Raw genomic sequence first — 16,433 nt, 5'->3', positions numbered from 1 at the left:
TGGCTAAATCCGTTTCCTCTGCATCCTGCAACTTTGTAGTATCAAATGATTTAAAAACATGAAAGTATTTGTTACAGGAGCTACAGGCTTCGTAGGTACTGCCGTAGTGCAGGAACTAATAAAAGCCGGCCACCAGGTTTTGGGGCTGGCGCGTTCAGATTCTTCAGCCGATAAACTGATCGCTGCAGGTGCAGAAGTTCATCGGGGTGATCTGGAAGATCTCGAAAGTTTACGTAGCGGAACCGCCGCTTCGGATGGGGTGATCCATGCGGGTTTCATTCACGATTTCAGCCGGTTTAAAGAGGTTTGCGAAGTAGACAAACTGGCCATCGAAACTATCGCCGCTGCATTAGTGGGGTCCGACAAGCCCCTGCTTGTTACCTCGGGCTCGGCGCTTGTTAGCCCGGGCAAACTTGCTACCGAAGACATCATCCCGCCGCATCACCCTTCATTCCCAAGGGCTTCAGAACAGGCTGCTGATGCCGCTGCCGCGCTGGGCGTACGCGCTTCGGTTGTGCGCCTGTCGCCATCGGTACATGGCGATGATGACAAACATGGCTTTGTGCCAATGCTGATCAATATCGCACGCCAGAAAGGAACCTCGGCATATATTGGCGAAGGCAAAAACAGATGGAACGCGGTACACAGGTTGGATGCTGCCCGTTTGTACAGGCTTGCGCTTGAAAACGCCGAACCCGGTAAACGGTTTCACGCGGTTGATGAAGAAGCTATCGATTTTAAGGAAATAGCCGAGGCAATAGGTAAACAACTGGATATCCCGGTTATATCAGTACCTGCCGAAGAAGCTGCTGAACAATTTGGCTGGTTTTCAGGCTTCGCCGCTATCGACTGCCCTGCATCAAGCAAACTAACACAGCAATGGCTAAACTGGCACCCGAAACAACAGGGCCTGCTTACCGATTTGGAACAAGGCATTTATTCGGCAGTGTAAAGACACTCCCGTAAAATCGTCACATAGTTTTCGGCGAACAACATTGCCTTTATACTCAAACAAAAAAGGTCACGGAAATATGCTTTCCGTGACCTTTTTTGATATACTTACCACTCTACTTTTAGGGTGATGCCTTTACTACAATCCCATTACAAATCAGCTGTAAAGGCCGAAATTGTTAGAGATATATTAATCCTCATATTTCAAAATATCTGCAAAAATGCGATAAGAGCGCATTCTTGCCTCATGATCGTAAATATGTGAGGTGATCATCAGTTCATCAACCTGTGTATAGTCTATGAAGTTTTTAAGATCATTTTTAATTGTTTGCGGGCTGCCGATGAACGAGTAGTGCAGCATTTGCTCTACTGCTTCCTGTTCATAAAAATTCCAAACATCATCCATGCTATCAACAGGCGGCGGCAACAAAGTGCGTTTGCCCGTTACCACACCTATAAAAAGCTGTTTAACTGAAGTAGCAAGGCGTTCAGCCTCCTCATCGGTATCAGCGGCTACTCCGTTTACACATGCCAGCACATATGGCGATTGCAATTGCGCCGATGGTTTAAAGTTTTCACGATATAACTTAATCGCCTCTAAAAAATACGCCGGGGCGAAATGACTGGCGAAGGCATAAGGCAATCCTTTCTCTGCCGCCAAACGCGCGCTATCCAAACTTGAGCCTAATATCCATATCGGAATATCCAGCCCCTCGCCGGGATTTGCGCGTACTTTACCATCCCAGTTATCGGCCGAAAAAAGTGTTTGCAAACGTGCTACATCCTTCGGAAAATTATTCGCAGCATGCATATTCTCTCCGCGGATGGCGTACGCCGTAACCTGGTCGGTACCCGGAGCACGGCCTAAACCAAGGTCGATACGATCAGGGTATAAAGTGGCCAATGTACCAAACTGTTCGGCAACCACCAGGGGCGCGTGATTGGGCAGCATAACACCGCCCGAACCTACCCGGATAGTTTTTGTACCGCCCGCTATATAACCTATCAACACCGGCGGGGCCGAACTGGCCACGCTTGGCATGTTGTGGTGCTCGGCAAACCAATAACGGGTATAGCCCAATTGTTCTGCCTGCTGCGCTACCGCCATACTGTTTCTGAAAGTATCAGCCGGTGTTTTATCCTGCACCACAGTGGCGAGGTCGAGCACGGAATACACTATATCTTTTAATTGCTTTGAAGCCATTTTGTATACTATTAATTATTCCATCACTAATTCACCCAAAGCAGCTTTGGTAAAGCCTTTCAATTCAGATGTACGACCATCACGGATCTTTTGTACCCAATGCGGATCGGACAGCAAAGGGCGGCCTACGCCTACCAAATCAAAATCACCACGATCCTTACGGCGCATCAGTTCATCTAACGAACTCGGTTGTGAGCTTTCACCGCCGAATGCCGCCAAAAACTCGCCTGTTAAACCAACTGAACCTACGGTGATAGTAGCTTTACCTGTCAGTTTTTTAGCCCAGCCTGCAAAGTTAAGATCAGAGCCTTCAAACTCAGGCTCCCAGAAACGGCGTTGTGAACAGTGGAAAATATCCACCCCGGCATCTGCCAGCGGGTTCAGCCAGGCTTCCATTTCCTGCGGCATTTTCGCCAGTTGGTTGGTATAGTCGGCAGGTTTCCATTGTGATAAGCGGATGATAACCGCAAAGTCTTCCCCTACCTGTTTACGTACTTCTTTTATCACTTCTATACCAAAGCGGCTGCGCTCGGCCAGTGTTTTACCACCGTAAACATCGGTGCGTTCGTTAGTCCCTTCCCAAAAAAACTGGTCTATAAGGTAGCCATGCGCGCCATGTAGTTCAACGCAATCAAAACCCAGGCGTTTGGCATCAGCGGCTGCGCGGCCATAAGCGGCTATCGCGTCTGCTATATCAGCATCGGTCATGGTATTTCCATTGTTATTTCCCGGCCTGTTTAAACCCGACGGGCCTTCAAAAGGTTGCCCGGGCAGCCAGCCTGAATGGTGGTTATCCATTATACCCATGTGCCATATTTGCGGCCCCATGCTGCCACCGGCACTGTGCACACCATTAATTACCTTTTGCCAGCCGGCCAATGCCTCCTTACCGTAAAAGTGCGGAATGTTAGCATCGTTTGATGAAGAAACACGTTCAATCACCGTACCTTCAGAAAGGATCAAACCAACTTCTCCCTCGGCACGTTTTTGATAATAAGCCGCTACCTGATCGGTAGGTATTCCGTTTGGTGAGAACGAGCGCGTCATGGGCGCCATTACAATACGGTTTTTAATATTTAACGATTTTAAGCGGAATGGCTCAAATAAACTGTTTGTACTCATAAAAATATCTTTAATTAAATATCAGATTGGATCAGCTGACTTAAAGCGGCAAATGCTTCCTCGTTTCTTTGATAATATGTCCACTGGCCTTTACGGGTAGACTTTACAAGCCCCGCGCGTTGCAGTATGGTTAAATACTCGGATACGGTGGATTGGGTTAAGCCCACCTTTTGCTGGATTGCCCCCACACATACGCCATCATCAAAACCATAGGCCAATTGCCCCGGAAAATTCAGTTCCGGTTCTTTGAGCCAGTTCAGTATTTGCAAACGTGTTTTGTTGGAAAGCGCTTTAAATATCTCTACCTGATCCATACCACAAACATATATCGACTTTTCCCGATATACCAATAAAAGAATTTTATATGACTCAATGATGATCTTGCCCTTATAACCATTCAACATTTTTAGGGGCTAAATAATAAGAGGGAGCGACGTGTGTCGCTCCCTCTTATTATACTATTCTTCCGCGTTGTTCTTCAATTTCATTAACAAGGCGTAAGCGTTTTTGGTAACCAGTTTACTATCTGCCGAAATACCACTGCCGGTAATTTGCTGCAAGCCATTATGTGTGTTGCCGGTAATTACCGGTTGCATTTTAAAAGCGTTATTCCCATTATCGGCGAATACGTAAAACTTATCCTGCCACCTTACTACCGCGTCTTCATTTACGGCCAACGCCGTGGCGTTATTTACCTCTACCTCGGCATTCATAAACATACCGGGTAATAGCAACGGTTCAAATTTTTCGAAGTGGCAATGCACATCGGCCATCCGGTCTTCATCAAGGTTTTTACTTATCAGGATGATCTCGGCTTCAAACTTTTGGTCGGGTTTGTCATTGGTATAAGCAATTACCTTTTGCCCGATAGAAAGCGAGCGCACGTCTTTTTCAAAAACCTTTAATCCCAAGTGTATATCTTTAGGATTAACCAGTTCAAACAATACATCGGTAGGTGAAGTGTATTTACCGATATTTACATTTACCTTACTTACAAAACCATCAATAGGCGATAATATATTTACGCTTTTTGAAATGTTCGACGCGTTTAATCGCCTCGGGTTGATACCTATAAGTTCGAGCTTTTGAGCCAAAGAAAGCATATTGATCCGTTGGGTTTCCATTTCGGTGCGGGCTTGTTGCAATACCTTATCACTACTGGCCTTGCTGGCGTTCAGTTCCTGCTGGCGTTTATATTCCGTTTCCAGGAAGTTGAATTTCTCTTTAGCCGATAGATAATCCTGCTGCAGTTGGATAAACTGAATATCTTCCAGCACACCCAATATCATACCTCTTTTAACGTGCATGCCGGGCAACAGGTCGGTCCTTTTTAAATACCCCCCCAAAGGGAAACTCACGCTAACCGTACTTTGCGGTGGTACATCAATAGTACCCTGCAATTTTAAAGAGCCGTTAACCTTGCTCATCACCGGGCTGCCTGTTACAATACCCGCGTTTTTTATTTGCACCGCGGTAAGCGTTACCAAGGTGGTATCCGGTTCTTTTTCCGTAGTATCTTCCTTTTGTTTTTCGCCTGTGCATGAGGCCAGCGCTATGGTGGCTATGCAAAGTGTTATATATTTTTTCATATAATGATGATGCTTTGTTTATTGATTGTTCAGTTTTTGCAGTTGTATTACCGCCTGGTTGTAATTACTAAGGTTGTCCAGATACTCGTTGCGAATACCAATGGCCTGGTCAACCAGTATTACCCATTGCAGGTAGTTGATATCGCCGCCCACAAATTGTTTATCGGCAGTGGTAATGATGAGTGCAGCATTGGCAAGCCCCTGCTTTTGATAATAATTTAAGGCCGACAGATATTTGCGCACCTGTTGTGTACGGTTCTCCAGATCAGTACGGGCTTGCAGTTCAAGGTATTCGGTACGTTTTTGAGCCATTTGCCACTGCACCTTGGCTGCCGATGCCTTTGCTGACTGCGCACCAAAGAACAGAGGAATGCCGATACCTACGTTTACATAGTTAAAGCGCTTGCCGGTGCCATAATAAGTATCCTGACCCTGCACTACCTGGTTACCGGCTATGCTTTGGTTATTATAACCTACCAAAAGATCGGGCAGCAGCCGGGCCTTTTCGGTTCGCCAGTTCCAGCGGGCGGCTTCGGCCTGGTGCTGTGAAACTTTAATTTGCGGCAGTTCGTCAACCGAGGAAGCCGCGGTTAAAAACGGGGCCGATGGTAGTTGTATACTATCGGTAACCGGTATGCGGTACACGGTATCCTGCAATAAAAAGTTAAATTGTTTAATGGTAACATCAATATCGCTATTCAACATGTTAAGCTGGTTGCTTATTTGCTGGCGGTGCGATTGCGCCGTTGTTTTCTCCAGAATATTGCTCTCACCTACCTTAAAGCGTAGTTCTGATCGTTCGCCAAACAGGGTATAAATACTGTCGGCATATTGCAGCAGCTTTTTCTTTTCTTTCAGCAAAACAACCTCGTAAAACAAGCGGCGCACCTTTGTTTTAATATCGAGCTGTATTACCTGTGTTTGCGCTTGCGCCCCCAGGTAATTTTCACGTAATGATTTCTTTTGATTACTGTAAACCGTAGGAAAGTTAATCGACTGGCTAATACCGATCCGGGTATCATTTAACACGCTATTGATCTGGCCGTAATCGCCGGTAATTTGCGCTTTGGCTACATCGAAGGACGTTTTTTGCAGCAGTTTACCGTTCTGTTCGTTTAACACTGCTCCCTGCACTTGCAAATTACGGCTCAAGGCTATGTTAACGGCATCATTCAAACCAACAGGCTTGGGTGCTTGCTGGGCATTTGCCACCGGGATGGTGAACAGGAACAGACCAATTATAATAACTGCCTGGCTTGGCTTTATCTTTCTTTTACCTTCAAAAAGCAGGTACAAGGCAGGCAGTACAAATAAAGTCAATAAGGTAGCGGTCATTAGTCCGCCTATTACTACGGTTGCCAGTGGACGCTGCACTTCGGCACCCGCGCCATTGCTTAAGGCCATGGGTAAAAACCCTAATGAGGCTACGGCCGCCGTCATTAATACCGGGCGCAGTCGATTGCGTGTGCCCTCCATAACCAGTTGCAGGCTATCTAAAACCTTGCCTTCTTTTTTTATCCGGTTAAATTCGGATATCAATACGATACCATTTAAAACCGCGACACCGAACAAAGCGATAAACCCTACCCCTGCCGATATACTGAAAGGCATACCACGTAAGGCCAGCGCGAACACGCCGCCAATGGCCGAAAGCGGGATAGCCGTATAAATAAGCGCCCCCTCTTTTACAGATGAAAACGCGAAATACAACATCACAAAAATGAGCAGCAAAGCCACCGGTACAGCAATTGTTAAACGTTTTTTGGCTTGTTGCAGGTTTTCAAACGCGCCGCCATAGGTAACATAGTAACCGGGGGCAAACTTCACCTTCGCGTTTATTTTTTGCTGCAATTCTTCTACAATCGACTGCACATCTCTTCCCCGTACGTTAAAGCCAACTACGATGCGGCGTTTGGCATCTTCACGCTGGATTTGATTAGGACCTTCAATTTCATCAACTGATGCCAGTTGCGATAGCGGGATCTGGTTGCCGGTTGGGGTTGATATCAGCAGGTTTTGTACATCGCTCAGGTTTTTGCGCGCCTCGCTGCCAACGCGTACTACCAGGTCAAACCGTTTTTCACCTTCGTAGATCTGCCCTGCGGCCGCGCCTGCAAAGGCGGCATTCACCGTACGGTTCACCTCATCAATATTCAGCCCGAATTTGGCTATTTCGCCACGGTTATACCTGATAACTATTTGCGGCATACCCGTCACCTTTTCTACATACCAATCGGCGGTGCCATCAACCGTCCGGCTAATGTTTCCTATCTGGTTGGCATAACGCGACAGGCTGTTGAGATCTTCGCCATATATTTTACATACCACATCCTGCTTGGCACCGGTCATTAGTTCGTTAAAGCGCATCTGTACCGGAAACTGGAAGCCCATGGTAACACCCGGTATAGCCTCCTGTACGGTAACCGCCATTTTTGAAGCCATTTCCGGAAATGTTTCCGCGCTCGTCCATTCACCTTTATCCTTTAATACGATGATCATGTCACCGCCTTCAATAGGCATCGGGTCGGTTGGTATTTCGGCACTGCCAATACGCGATACTATTTTTTGTACTTCGGGATACTTATCTTTTAACAGCTTTGAAATTTGCTGTATGGTTTTAGTCGTAGTGCTGAGGTTTGTACCCACCAGCAAACGGGTTTCCACGGCAAAATCCCCCTCCTCTAACTGCGGAATAAACTCGCCCCCCATCTGCATAAACATAAATACCGCGATGGCAAACAAGGCAACCGCTGTGCTTACCACCATTTTGCGGTACAGCAGGGCTTTGGTTAACCAACGCTGATAAAAGCCTTCTATCCGGCTCATTACCCTATCGGATATGTTAGGCTGATGACTGATCTTTTTACTGATGAATAACGAGCTTATCATCGGTACATAGGTGAGCGATAAAATAAAGGCCCCCATAATGGCGAAAGCCACAGTTTGCGCCATCGGTTTAAACATTTTGCCCTCAATGCCCTGCAAGGATAGTATTGGCAGGTAAACGATAAGGATAATGATTTGCCCGAAAACAGCCGCGTTCATCATACGCGATGCCGAGCCCGAAACTTCCTTGTTCATCTCGTCCTGCGATATATTGTTTATCCCCGCGTATTTTTTGGAAAAATGGATATGATGTAAAATAGCCTCAACAATAATTACCGCGCCATCTACAATCAAGCCAAAATCAAGCGCGCCCAAACTCATCAGGTTGCCGCTCACCCCAAATGTGTTCATCATGATAATGGCAAACAGCATAGATAAGGGTATCACCGAAGCCACGATGAGCCCGGCCCGCAGGTTGCCTAAAAATATTACCAGCACCAGCACTACTATAAGCGCGCCTTCAAGCAGGTTATGCTCTACGGTACCAATGGCATTGTTCACCATTTTAGTACGATCTAAAAATGGTTCTATCACAATGCCTTTAGGCAGTATCTTTTGAATCTGCTCTATCTTTTCCTTTACGTTTTTTATTACCTGCGATGAATTTTCGCCTTTCAACATCATTACGATAGCGCCCGCCACTTCGCCGGTATGGTTGTAAGTAAGTGCGCCGTAACGAGTGGCCGCGCCAATTTTTACGGAAGCGATATTCCTGATAAGTACAGGTGTGCCGCCGGTTGTGGTTTTAACCACTATGTTTTCAATATCAGGAATACTGCCGGCCAATCCTTCGCTGCGGATGTATAATACCGTTGGCCCTTTTTCAATATAAGCACCGCCTGTGTTTTGGTTGTTGCTGTGCAGGGCGTTAAAAACATCGCTGATGGTGATGTTCATCGCCTTGAGCTGCGTGGGGTTAACGGCAACTTCGTACTGCTTCAACTCACCGCCGAAAGTGGATACATCGGCCACGCCTTTGGTACCCAGCAACTGCCTGCGGATGATCCAATCTTGTATGGTGCGCAAATCGGCCAGTGTATATTTATCTTCATAGCCCTTTTGAGGCCTTACCACGTATTGGTAAATTTCGCCTAAGCCTGTGGTTACCGGGGCCAGTTCGGGTTTGCTGGCATTGTCGGGAATGTCAACCTGTTGCAAACGCTCTGTTACCTGCTGGCGTGCCCAGTATACATCGGCATCGTCATCAAATACTACGCTTATGAGCGATAAACCAAACCGCGATAAGCTTCGACTGGCTTTAAGGCCGGGTATGTTGCTCATGGCCTGCTCAATCGGGAAGGTAATTAAACGTTCTACATCCTGCGCGCCAAGGGCAGGCGCGGTTGTTATTATCTGTACCTGATTATTGGTGATATCGGGTACGGCATCAATAGGTAAACGGCTTACTTCAAAAATACCGTATATAACCCACAACGCCATGAATATGCCAATTACCAGTTTGTTATTAACTGAAAATTGAATGATCTTATTCAACATGATTTGCTGTTAAAATGAATTGCAAGGAATTATCAGCATAAACCACAAGCATATAGAAACGGTGAAGCCATTTAAATGCAGTAGCTGATAAAAATTAATAAACTAATAGTATTGCAATTCAAGCACAGGGCGGCCTGAACAAGGCAGAAAGCGCGGGATTAAGGTGATGATTATGCTGATAGCGCGGAGCACTTATTGTAAGCGGGTTAAAAGGAGGCTTGCAAGTAACCACCCTCATTATCGGGAAGAACAATAAATGCGACGGATGGGCATCAAACTTTTTAAAGGGAAGCTGCATATCCCTGTCGTTATCATTGTCGTTAAGGTCATCGCCCCAGTAATGCATTGATAAAAATTCTATCAGGCTAACTTTACTATCGCGTTGTTTATGCTCCACATAGTGCTGAAATAACACAGGGAGTTTCAGCAACTGGTCCAAAGCGGTGTTGTCGGCAACAATTAAAAGAAACAGGATGTAAATGCATACCTTTTTCACAAGGGCAAAAATAGCACATATAACGAGCTTTGCAAGCTGCGGCGCTTGGTGAAATAAACTCGTTACAATCAATTGTTACTGATAACCTTAAAATAAATCATATAGCGGCCCAATTCCGCTGAATGATCATTCATATATTTCAGCTGATATCCGCTTACACAACAACAGGCTCCCAGGTACCTCTTGTTGCGGGGTCTTCCATTTGCACGCCCCAATCATACATGGCCTTTAAAACCGGGATAAGCGTTTTGCCACGCTCACTCAGTTCGTATTCAACACGCGGCGGCTTTTCCATATAGCTGTGACGAATGATCAGGCCATCCTCTTCCAGCTCTTTCAATTGCTGGCTAAGTATTTTTCGGGAGATATCCGGCATTTGCACAGCCAGTTTGCCAAAACGCACCTGCCCGCCTGTTAGCAGCCTGATCAGGATGATCGGTTTCCACTTACCACCGATGTAGCCAACCGTGCGTACCACCGCGCAGTTCTCCGGGTTTTGCAGCATTTTTCTCATTAGTTACCTATATGTTACCAGTTTTTCACCTTTAGTTACTACCATGTAACCAACAATATGGCGCAGAATTTAAAATGCCCGCATTTGCTTTAGTTACTTTGCGAAACAAAAGTAATTAATATAACGAAATGAACAATCAACAAAGTGAATACACAGACCTTGAAGGGAAAATAGCATTAGTAACCGGCGGCACTAAAGGCATTGGAAAAGCCATAGCAAACAGACTGGAAAAAGCCGGGGCCAAGGTTATCATAACAGCCCGCAATCAGCCGGAAGAAACCGATTCGAAATATCATTTTATAGCGGCAGATCTTTCGTTACCGGCAGATGTTGCTAAGGTTGCCGATGAGATCAACACCTTATTTGACGGGGTTGATATACTGGTTAACAACATGGGCGCGAATACTTTTCCCGGCGGAGGATTTGGCACATTGACAGACGAACATTGGGATCAGGCCTTGCAAGTAAACCTGCTATCGTCCGTACGTTTAGACCGCGCCTTGTTGCCCAAAATGCTTGAACAAAAAAGTGGTGTTATTATCCATATCTCTTCTACAAGCGGCCAGTTCCCTATATGGGAATCAACCATGGCTTACAGTGCTGCCAAAGCCGCGTTAAATGCTTACAGTAAAGCGCTGGCTGATGAAACCGGCCCACAAGGTGTAAGAGTAGTGACCGTATCACCGGGTTTAAACAAAACGGAAGCGATGGCCACCTTTTTAACAGAATTAGCTAAAAGTGCAGGAATTACTGTTGAAGCGATGACCCAAAACCTTTTTAACAGAGTTGGCGGGGTACCTTTGGGAAGAATGGCAGAACCGGAAGAAACAGCTGAGTTAGTTCATTTTTTGGTTTCGCCTAAGGCCTCTTATATTACCGGCGCTAATTACTTTATTGACGGCGGTAATTTTCCGGTTGTTAAATAGGTAACAAATAAAAGCGGCAATACTATTTTAAAAAGCACCCGGTTTTGTTACAAGGCCGGGGCTTGTTTCTTAACTGATCAATTAAAAGCTGATCTGAATTGTACGGGAGAGGTTTTTGTTTTCATTTTGAACAGTCTGCTAAAAGATTGCGGATGCTCAAAACCTAATTGATAAGCCACTTCGCTAATGGTGAGGCTTGTGGTAGAAAGCAGTTCTTTCGATCTTTCTATCAGTATTTGATGGATGTGCTGCTGGGCGTTTAAACCGGTAAGTGAACGCAGCATATCACTTAAATAATTAGGGGTATAATTCAATCGTTCTGCCAGGTATTGAACGGTAGGTATACCATGGCCAACCGGCTTCTCTTCATTAAAATAAGTATTCAGCAACTCTTCCACTTGCTGAAGCAGCTCATTATTAACCACCTGTCTTGTAAGAAACTGGCGCTTGTAAAAACGTTTGGCATAACTGAGCAGCAATTCTATTTGGGCGATGATCACTTCGTGGCTAAAATCATCTATACGGCTGTTAAGTTCTTCGCGGATGATGTTGTAAATAGCCAGCATGGTTGCCCTTTCCTGCTCGGAAAGGTGCAGCGCCTCATTCGCGGCATACGAGAAAAAACCGAATTGTTTAATCTTCGCGGCCAATGGATGCCCCTGCAAAAAATCCGGGTGGATGAACAGCGACATGCCTTCGTTATCCTGGTAAGAGCCTATATGGCCTACCACCTGGTTAGGTGCCGTAAACAATAGGCTGCCTTCATCAAAATCGTAATAACCCTGCCCATAGCGGAATTTTCCGCCTAATTTGGTAACGAAGGTAATTTTGTAGAAACCAATAATATAACTGGTTGGCAGCCTGCACAGGTTGATCAGTTGCGATGCATCCAGCAAACTGATCAGCGGGTGACCGGGGCCGGGAACACCCAACATGCGGTGGATCTCCGTTATGGTTTCTACCTTACTTATTTTTGAAGACTCGTTTTTCATTTTTTAAAGATAATAAGTATAACCGGCGACCATTATGCCGCCGGTTATAAATTACATTACAACTATTTTTCGGTAAAGACAGTCTGCTTACCAAGGCAGCGGACCATCAGGGCCGGTGAAGCCGCCTGTAGAGCCGTCGGTCTCCAGCGCTATGCGAACAGGCTCACGCGATCCAACTTCGAGGCTATCTGTCCCCTGGAAATTGTTCAGTGCCGTAGCCGTATAACCCGGGCTGGTTGCATTAACCTTGATATTTTCCTTTTCCAGCTCCAAAGCAAAGGCCAGGGTAACCGCATTGAGGGCAGTTTTAGAGGCAGCGTAAACAATGCCAAAGTGTTCTCTTGCCCAGCATTCAGGGTCAGAGATCCAGGTAAGCGAGCCCAGTCCGCTGGATACATTGACAATGCGCGCTGCCGATGATTTTCGCAGCAAAGGCAAAGCTGCCTGCGTAACGGCAATAACGCCGAACACGTTGGTTTCCCATACGGTACGCACCTCGTCTAATGATACATTGATAGCTCTGCCCGATTCCATTACTTCCTCCACCGTACGGCCTGGTTTACCGGCATGTGAAATACCAGCATTATTTACCAGCAGATCCAGGCGGCCGGCTTCTTTCTCAATACGTTCTACCGCAGAGCTAATGGTTGCCTGCTGGGTAACATCCAATTGGATGGCATGCGCATTAATACCAATTTCAGCAGCGGCCTTTTCGCCATTGCTTAAATTGCGCGATCCTACATATACAATGTACCCGTTAGCTGCAAGCTCTTTTGCTATTTGAAAGCCAACACCCTGGTTGGCACCGGTTACCAGCGCAATAAGCTGGTTATTTGTTGATGACTCAATTTGATTTTCCATTAGAATGATAATTAATAAATGAACAAAGCAAATTTGAGCAATCAATAATTGCCCGTCATAACCAAATCAAGGACATTTGTAACCAAAATGAAAAGATGGTGATTAGTTGGCTTCGGTTAATTGAAAGACTGCCTGAACTCTGCCGGGGAAAGCTTAGTTTTGCTCTTGAATAATTTACTGAATGATTGAGGATAATCAAAGCCCAACGCATAAGCCACTTCACTTACAGACATACCGGTGGTTGACAACATTTCCTTAGCCAGGCCAATCAGTTTATCGTGTATATGCTGCTGCGTGCTTTTACCGGTAAGGGTTTTCAATAAGCTGCTCAGATAATTGGGGGAAACATGAAGCCCCTCGGCAACAGACAACACAGTTGGCAGCCCTTGATCACTTAAATTAAGAAAGGATTTGCTCAGAACATCTTCCAAACGAGTAAGCACATCATGGCTGCTTATTTTTCGTGTAATAAACTGCCGTTGATAAAAACGCTGCGCGTAAGCCAGCAAAACTTCTAACTGGCCTATAATAATATTTTGCGTGAACTGGTCAATCCCCCGAACATATTCCATTTGTATGTTCAGCATAATTCCATTGAGTATTGTTTCTTCCTGTTCAGAAAGGAAAAGCGCTTCGTTAACGGAATAGTCAAAGTATTCATATTGCCTGATGGTTTTGGCCATGGGCGTGTTCCACAAAAAATCCGGATGGAAGATCAGCAACCAACCTGAATGTTCCGCAAGTTCGTCCGCGTCAGATTCTATACCGATCTTCTGTCCCGGTGCCATAAAGGTCATGATACCTTCATCGAAATCATATACCTGCTGGCCGTATTTAAGCTTCGCGTGAAAATTCTTTTTCAGCGCGATGGCATAAAAATCAAGCACCCAGCTTTGCGGATTATTTGTTGCCTGCCGCATATCTTCAAAGCGTACCACACTAACTAAAGGATGCACCGGGCCGGGCAAACCCCTAAACCGGTGAAACTCCGCAATGGTTTTAATATGTTCAGGCCGGTGATCTGTCATATACTAAGATACCTGTTTTTGAAACGCCTTTGCAAAATCGGCAGCAAAATCCGTTAATTTTACTTTACCTAATGCAGGCCGGTGCTTATAATAATCTTCCGCAATCAGGCCTTTATGATGCCCCGCCTGTAGTTCAACTAATAAGGCTGCTGAACTTGCAGGTAAACCCGCTGCCTCCAGGTTTTGCTGTGCCTGTTCATCAGAAATTAAATCCCACTGAAGATCCGGTTTGCCGATAGCTTCACCTAAAATACGGGCTATTTCATTACAGGTCAGTTCATCACTTGCTACATAACGTATACGTCGGCCTGCTGTAGTATTTTCGAGTTCTTCGGCTACTGCCGTAGCAATGTCCACAGGTGCCACAAGTACGGTGCGGTCATCCCCACCATAATTGGCGGCTATTTTGCCGGTATATTTGATAGCCGGTATAAAGTTGAAAAGATTGTAGTAGAAAGAAGCCGGACGAATGTGGGTAATACTTATCCCGGCCGGCAGCCCATTCATTACCTGCTCCAGGTAATATGTGCCGACAATTCCGCCGGTGCCATTATCCCTATGTGCTCCCCAGCTACTCAGGTTAACTACCTTGCCAACGCCTGCCTGCGTTATAGCCGATGCATAATTATTGCCAATACGGCTGAAATGTTCCACCGGATCGAGGCCGGGATCCAGATAACTTACCGGCGGCACCATGGTATACACAGCGTCTGCACCGGAAAAGGCTTGTGCTAAAAAATCCGCGTTCTCTACAAAACCAATAGCTGCTGTGGCTCCTAATTCTTCAATAGCGTGTTGTTTTTCAGCATTGCTGCTGATAACGGTTACCGCATGGCCTTTTTGAAGCAACTCTTGTATGAGTGGTTTGCTGATGTGTCCTAATGAACCTGTTACTATGATTTTCATAAATTAAATTTTATGAATCAAAAGTCTGCAACAAAGCAAAAGCATTGATAACCAAATCTACGCTTGTTGTGTTGTAATCTACGGCCGCGAAATCGGCAAGACGGGAAACTTACAGGTTTTTATCTTTTCGCATCATGCTTAAAAAAGCAGGTGTAATACCCAGGTAACCGGCTATATGCTTTTGGGCTATCCGCTGCTCAAGGCCGGGGTAGTGTTTACGAAACAATAGGTAGCGTTCTTCGGCGGTTTTTGATAAATTGGAGATGATACGGCGCTGGTACATCTCAAAGCCGTTTTGAGTAAGGATGCGAAAAAAGCGTTCAAATTTAGGCACCTTTAAAAAAAGCTCTTCCAGTCGCGGCAAGGTAAAGTAGTATACCTCCGTACCTTCCAACGCCTGGATGCTGTTCATGGCCGGTTTTACCTTGAAAAAGCTTACAATATCACAAGCCCACCAATTTTCGGGGTAAAAGCAAATAGTGTTCTCCTGTCCTTTCTTATCCGTGTGGAACATCCGCAGGCAACCTTTTACTACGAAATAGATATTCTTATCAATATCGCCCGGTTGCAGCAAAAAGGTACGTTTGGCAATTGTTTTGTGCTGTAGTAAAGCAAGCGCCTGCTCCTGTTCTTCAGGAGCAAGCGCGATATGCATTGCGAAATTTGACAAGATCAGTTCAGACATGCACCAAGATAATAATTAAAAACCGGTCTTGCGGGTCATGAACAACTTCAGATCTTCTAACGCGGCTACACGTAACGGTTCTGCTATGTCATGGTAAACGTTACTCATGGCTATTGTTTTAAATGTTTCGGCACCGGGGTATTCTACTAAAACAATGGCATCCCAAACTTCGCCTTCGGCGGCTATGATATTGCCCAGCACTTCTGTTACTAAAGCAACCTTAACGCCTTCAATCCCTAATTGGCTTACAACCCGGTTAAAGGCAGGGATATACTCTTCAAAATACAGCTGCCTGTCTCTAAACTTTAACATGTTCAGCATCAGCACGGGGCCTTTGCCCTCTTCAATATCCGGAAATGTGATCATTACTATAAAATTATGAGTTAAAAAAAGCCGACTATACGGGTGATGGGGTTTTGGTCGTCAAATTCAAAATAATCCATACCTTGAACAGGATAACCCTCCGGGCGGATGGCCAGCCAGCTAAAGCGGCCGCTACGATGATGCGTTTCGGGCTGACTTAATACCTTGAATGTTCTTGGCCCCATCTGTCCGTAGGAGCTGATGATCAAATCAACAATCGCATCCTGACCAGTGATGGTATCCGTCAGTTTATCGGTATAAGTACCCTCCGGAGCCCAGCATGCTTTAATTTTTGCCAGTATGGCTTCGCGTTCTGTTTCGTTCCATGCACTTGTGTAGGTGAGCATGGTTTCTTCCATGTTTTTGATGTTTTCCATAGCACAAAGGTCGCCGCCTGTCACCGGAAAAAAGTT

The 16,433-nt window shown here is 45.7% G+C and carries 16 protein-coding genes; 2 read left to right on the top strand and 14 right to left on the bottom strand.

Annotated features, from left to right (window positions below; genetic code table 11):
* Window positions 1-58 precede the first annotated feature (58 nt).
* Window positions 59-952 (top strand): SDR family oxidoreductase, encoded by an 894-nt coding sequence (locus tag AC07NA_RS00515; RefSeq protein WP_494894729.1) that lies wholly within the window; start codon window positions 59-61, stop codon window positions 950-952.
* Between the two features lie 189 nt (window positions 953-1,141).
* Here the strand turns inward: AC07NA_RS00515 and AC07NA_RS00510 are convergent, their stop codons facing one another.
* The 7 genes from AC07NA_RS00510 to AC07NA_RS00480 form a co-directional block, all read right to left on the bottom strand.
* Window positions 1,142-2,155: an LLM class flavin-dependent oxidoreductase gene (locus AC07NA_RS00510; protein ID WP_494894727.1), complete on the bottom strand. Its 1,014-nt coding sequence runs from the start codon at window positions 2,153-2,155 to the stop codon at window positions 1,142-1,144.
* 15 nt (window positions 2,156-2,170) lie between these two features.
* Window positions 2,171-3,277, bottom strand: a complete 1,107-nt coding sequence (locus AC07NA_RS00505; RefSeq protein WP_494894725.1) for an NADH:flavin oxidoreductase — start codon at window positions 3,275-3,277, stop codon at window positions 2,171-2,173.
* A 14-nt stretch (window positions 3,278-3,291) separates the two neighbouring features.
* Window positions 3,292-3,591: an ArsR/SmtB family transcription factor gene (locus AC07NA_RS00500; RefSeq protein WP_345209649.1), complete on the bottom strand. Its 300-nt coding sequence runs from the start codon at window positions 3,589-3,591 to the stop codon at window positions 3,292-3,294.
* Window positions 3,592-3,735: 144 nt separating this feature from the next.
* Window positions 3,736-4,866 (bottom strand): efflux RND transporter periplasmic adaptor subunit, encoded by a 1,131-nt coding sequence (locus AC07NA_RS00495; RefSeq protein WP_494894723.1) that lies wholly within the window; start codon window positions 4,864-4,866, stop codon window positions 3,736-3,738.
* 18 nt (window positions 4,867-4,884) lie between these two features.
* Window positions 4,885-9,249, bottom strand: coding sequence for a CusA/CzcA family heavy metal efflux RND transporter (locus AC07NA_RS00490; RefSeq protein WP_494894722.1), 4,365 nt, complete (start codon window positions 9,247-9,249; stop codon window positions 4,885-4,887).
* Window positions 9,250-9,367: 118 nt separating this feature from the next.
* The gene (locus AC07NA_RS00485) at window positions 9,368-9,745 is read right to left on the bottom strand and encodes a hypothetical protein (protein WP_494894721.1); all 378 of its coding nucleotides are present in this window, start codon (window positions 9,743-9,745) and stop codon (window positions 9,368-9,370) included.
* A gap of 154 nt (window positions 9,746-9,899) precedes the next feature.
* The gene (locus AC07NA_RS00480) at window positions 9,900-10,259 is read right to left on the bottom strand and encodes a winged helix-turn-helix transcriptional regulator (RefSeq protein WP_494894719.1); all 360 of its coding nucleotides are present in this window, start codon (window positions 10,257-10,259) and stop codon (window positions 9,900-9,902) included.
* 128 nt (window positions 10,260-10,387) lie between these two features.
* Between AC07NA_RS00480 and AC07NA_RS00475 the strand changes: the two genes are divergently transcribed.
* Window positions 10,388-11,185: an SDR family oxidoreductase gene (locus AC07NA_RS00475; protein ID WP_494894718.1), complete on the top strand. Its 798-nt coding sequence runs from the start codon at window positions 10,388-10,390 to the stop codon at window positions 11,183-11,185.
* Window positions 11,186-11,262: 77 nt separating this feature from the next.
* Here the strand turns inward: AC07NA_RS00475 and AC07NA_RS00470 are convergent, their stop codons facing one another.
* The 7 genes from AC07NA_RS00470 to AC07NA_RS00440 form a co-directional block, all read right to left on the bottom strand.
* Window positions 11,263-12,177 (bottom strand): helix-turn-helix domain-containing protein, encoded by a 915-nt coding sequence (locus tag AC07NA_RS00470; RefSeq protein ID WP_494894717.1) that lies wholly within the window; start codon window positions 12,175-12,177, stop codon window positions 11,263-11,265.
* 87 nt (window positions 12,178-12,264) lie between these two features.
* Window positions 12,265-13,038 carry an SDR family NAD(P)-dependent oxidoreductase gene (locus AC07NA_RS00465; RefSeq protein ID WP_494894716.1) on the bottom strand — a complete coding sequence of 258 codons (774 nt, stop codon included), beginning with the start codon at window positions 13,036-13,038 and terminating at the stop codon, window positions 12,265-12,267.
* 116 nt (window positions 13,039-13,154) lie between these two features.
* Window positions 13,155-14,066 (bottom strand): helix-turn-helix domain-containing protein, encoded by a 912-nt coding sequence (locus AC07NA_RS00460; RefSeq protein ID WP_494894714.1) that lies wholly within the window; start codon window positions 14,064-14,066, stop codon window positions 13,155-13,157.
* Window positions 14,067-14,069: 3 nt separating this feature from the next.
* Window positions 14,070-14,972 (bottom strand): NmrA family NAD(P)-binding protein, encoded by a 903-nt coding sequence (locus tag AC07NA_RS00455; protein WP_494894712.1) that lies wholly within the window; start codon window positions 14,970-14,972, stop codon window positions 14,070-14,072.
* 109 nt (window positions 14,973-15,081) lie between these two features.
* A complete protein-coding gene (locus AC07NA_RS00450) occupies window positions 15,082-15,657 on the bottom strand; it encodes a Crp/Fnr family transcriptional regulator (protein ID WP_494894710.1) in 576 nt (191 codons plus the stop codon).
* 15 nt (window positions 15,658-15,672) lie between these two features.
* Complete coding sequence (locus AC07NA_RS00445; protein WP_494894708.1) at window positions 15,673-16,023, bottom strand: hypothetical protein; 351 nt, start codon at window positions 16,021-16,023, stop codon at window positions 15,673-15,675.
* Between the two features lie 17 nt (window positions 16,024-16,040).
* A complete protein-coding gene (locus tag AC07NA_RS00440) occupies window positions 16,041-16,397 on the bottom strand; it encodes a nuclear transport factor 2 family protein (RefSeq protein ID WP_494894706.1) in 357 nt (118 codons plus the stop codon).
* Window positions 16,398-16,433 lie beyond the last annotated feature (36 nt).

The sequence above is a fragment of the Mucilaginibacter sp. GW821-FHT07G05 genome (assembly GCF_059418565.1).
Note: the sequence above shows the minus strand (reverse complement) of the source record. Positions and strands in the feature narration are given on the sequence as shown.

What these genes read in the sequence shown, in the direction of transcription:
- AC07NA_RS00470 (WP_494894717.1), bottom strand. Translation starts at nt 12,177, where the DNA reads ATGAAAAACGAGTCTTCAAAAATAAGTAAGGTAGAAACCATAACGGAG.
- AC07NA_RS00510 (WP_494894727.1), bottom strand. Translation starts at nt 2,155, where the DNA reads ATGGCTTCAAAGCAATTAAAAGATATAGTGTATTCCGTGCTCGACCTC.
- AC07NA_RS00500 (WP_345209649.1), bottom strand. Translation starts at nt 3,591, where the DNA reads ATGGATCAGGTAGAGATATTTAAAGCGCTTTCCAACAAAACACGTTTG.
- AC07NA_RS00445 (WP_494894708.1), bottom strand. Translation starts at nt 16,023, where the DNA reads ATGATCACATTTCCGGATATTGAAGAGGGCAAAGGCCCCGTGCTGATG.
- AC07NA_RS00465 (WP_494894716.1), bottom strand. Translation starts at nt 13,038, where the DNA reads ATGGAAAATCAAATTGAGTCATCAACAAATAACCAGCTTATTGCGCTG.
- AC07NA_RS00505 (WP_494894725.1), bottom strand. Translation starts at nt 3,277, where the DNA reads ATGAGTACAAACAGTTTATTTGAGCCATTCCGCTTAAAATCGTTAAAT.
- AC07NA_RS00515 (WP_494894729.1), top strand. Translation starts at nt 59, where the DNA reads ATGAAAGTATTTGTTACAGGAGCTACAGGCTTCGTAGGTACTGCCGTA.
- AC07NA_RS00475 (WP_494894718.1), top strand. Translation starts at nt 10,388, where the DNA reads ATGAACAATCAACAAAGTGAATACACAGACCTTGAAGGGAAAATAGCA.
- AC07NA_RS00490 (WP_494894722.1), bottom strand. Translation starts at nt 9,249, where the DNA reads ATGTTGAATAAGATCATTCAATTTTCAGTTAATAACAAACTGGTAATT.
- AC07NA_RS00450 (WP_494894710.1), bottom strand. Translation starts at nt 15,657, where the DNA reads ATGTCTGAACTGATCTTGTCAAATTTCGCAATGCATATCGCGCTTGCT.
- AC07NA_RS00440 (WP_494894706.1), bottom strand. Translation starts at nt 16,397, where the DNA reads ATGGAAAACATCAAAAACATGGAAGAAACCATGCTCACCTACACAAGT.
- AC07NA_RS00460 (WP_494894714.1), bottom strand. Translation starts at nt 14,066, where the DNA reads ATGACAGATCACCGGCCTGAACATATTAAAACCATTGCGGAGTTTCAC.
- AC07NA_RS00495 (WP_494894723.1), bottom strand. Translation starts at nt 4,866, where the DNA reads ATGAAAAAATATATAACACTTTGCATAGCCACCATAGCGCTGGCCTCA.
- AC07NA_RS00455 (WP_494894712.1), bottom strand. Translation starts at nt 14,972, where the DNA reads ATGAAAATCATAGTAACAGGTTCATTAGGACACATCAGCAAACCACTC.
- AC07NA_RS00480 (WP_494894719.1), bottom strand. Translation starts at nt 10,259, where the DNA reads ATGAGAAAAATGCTGCAAAACCCGGAGAACTGCGCGGTGGTACGCACG.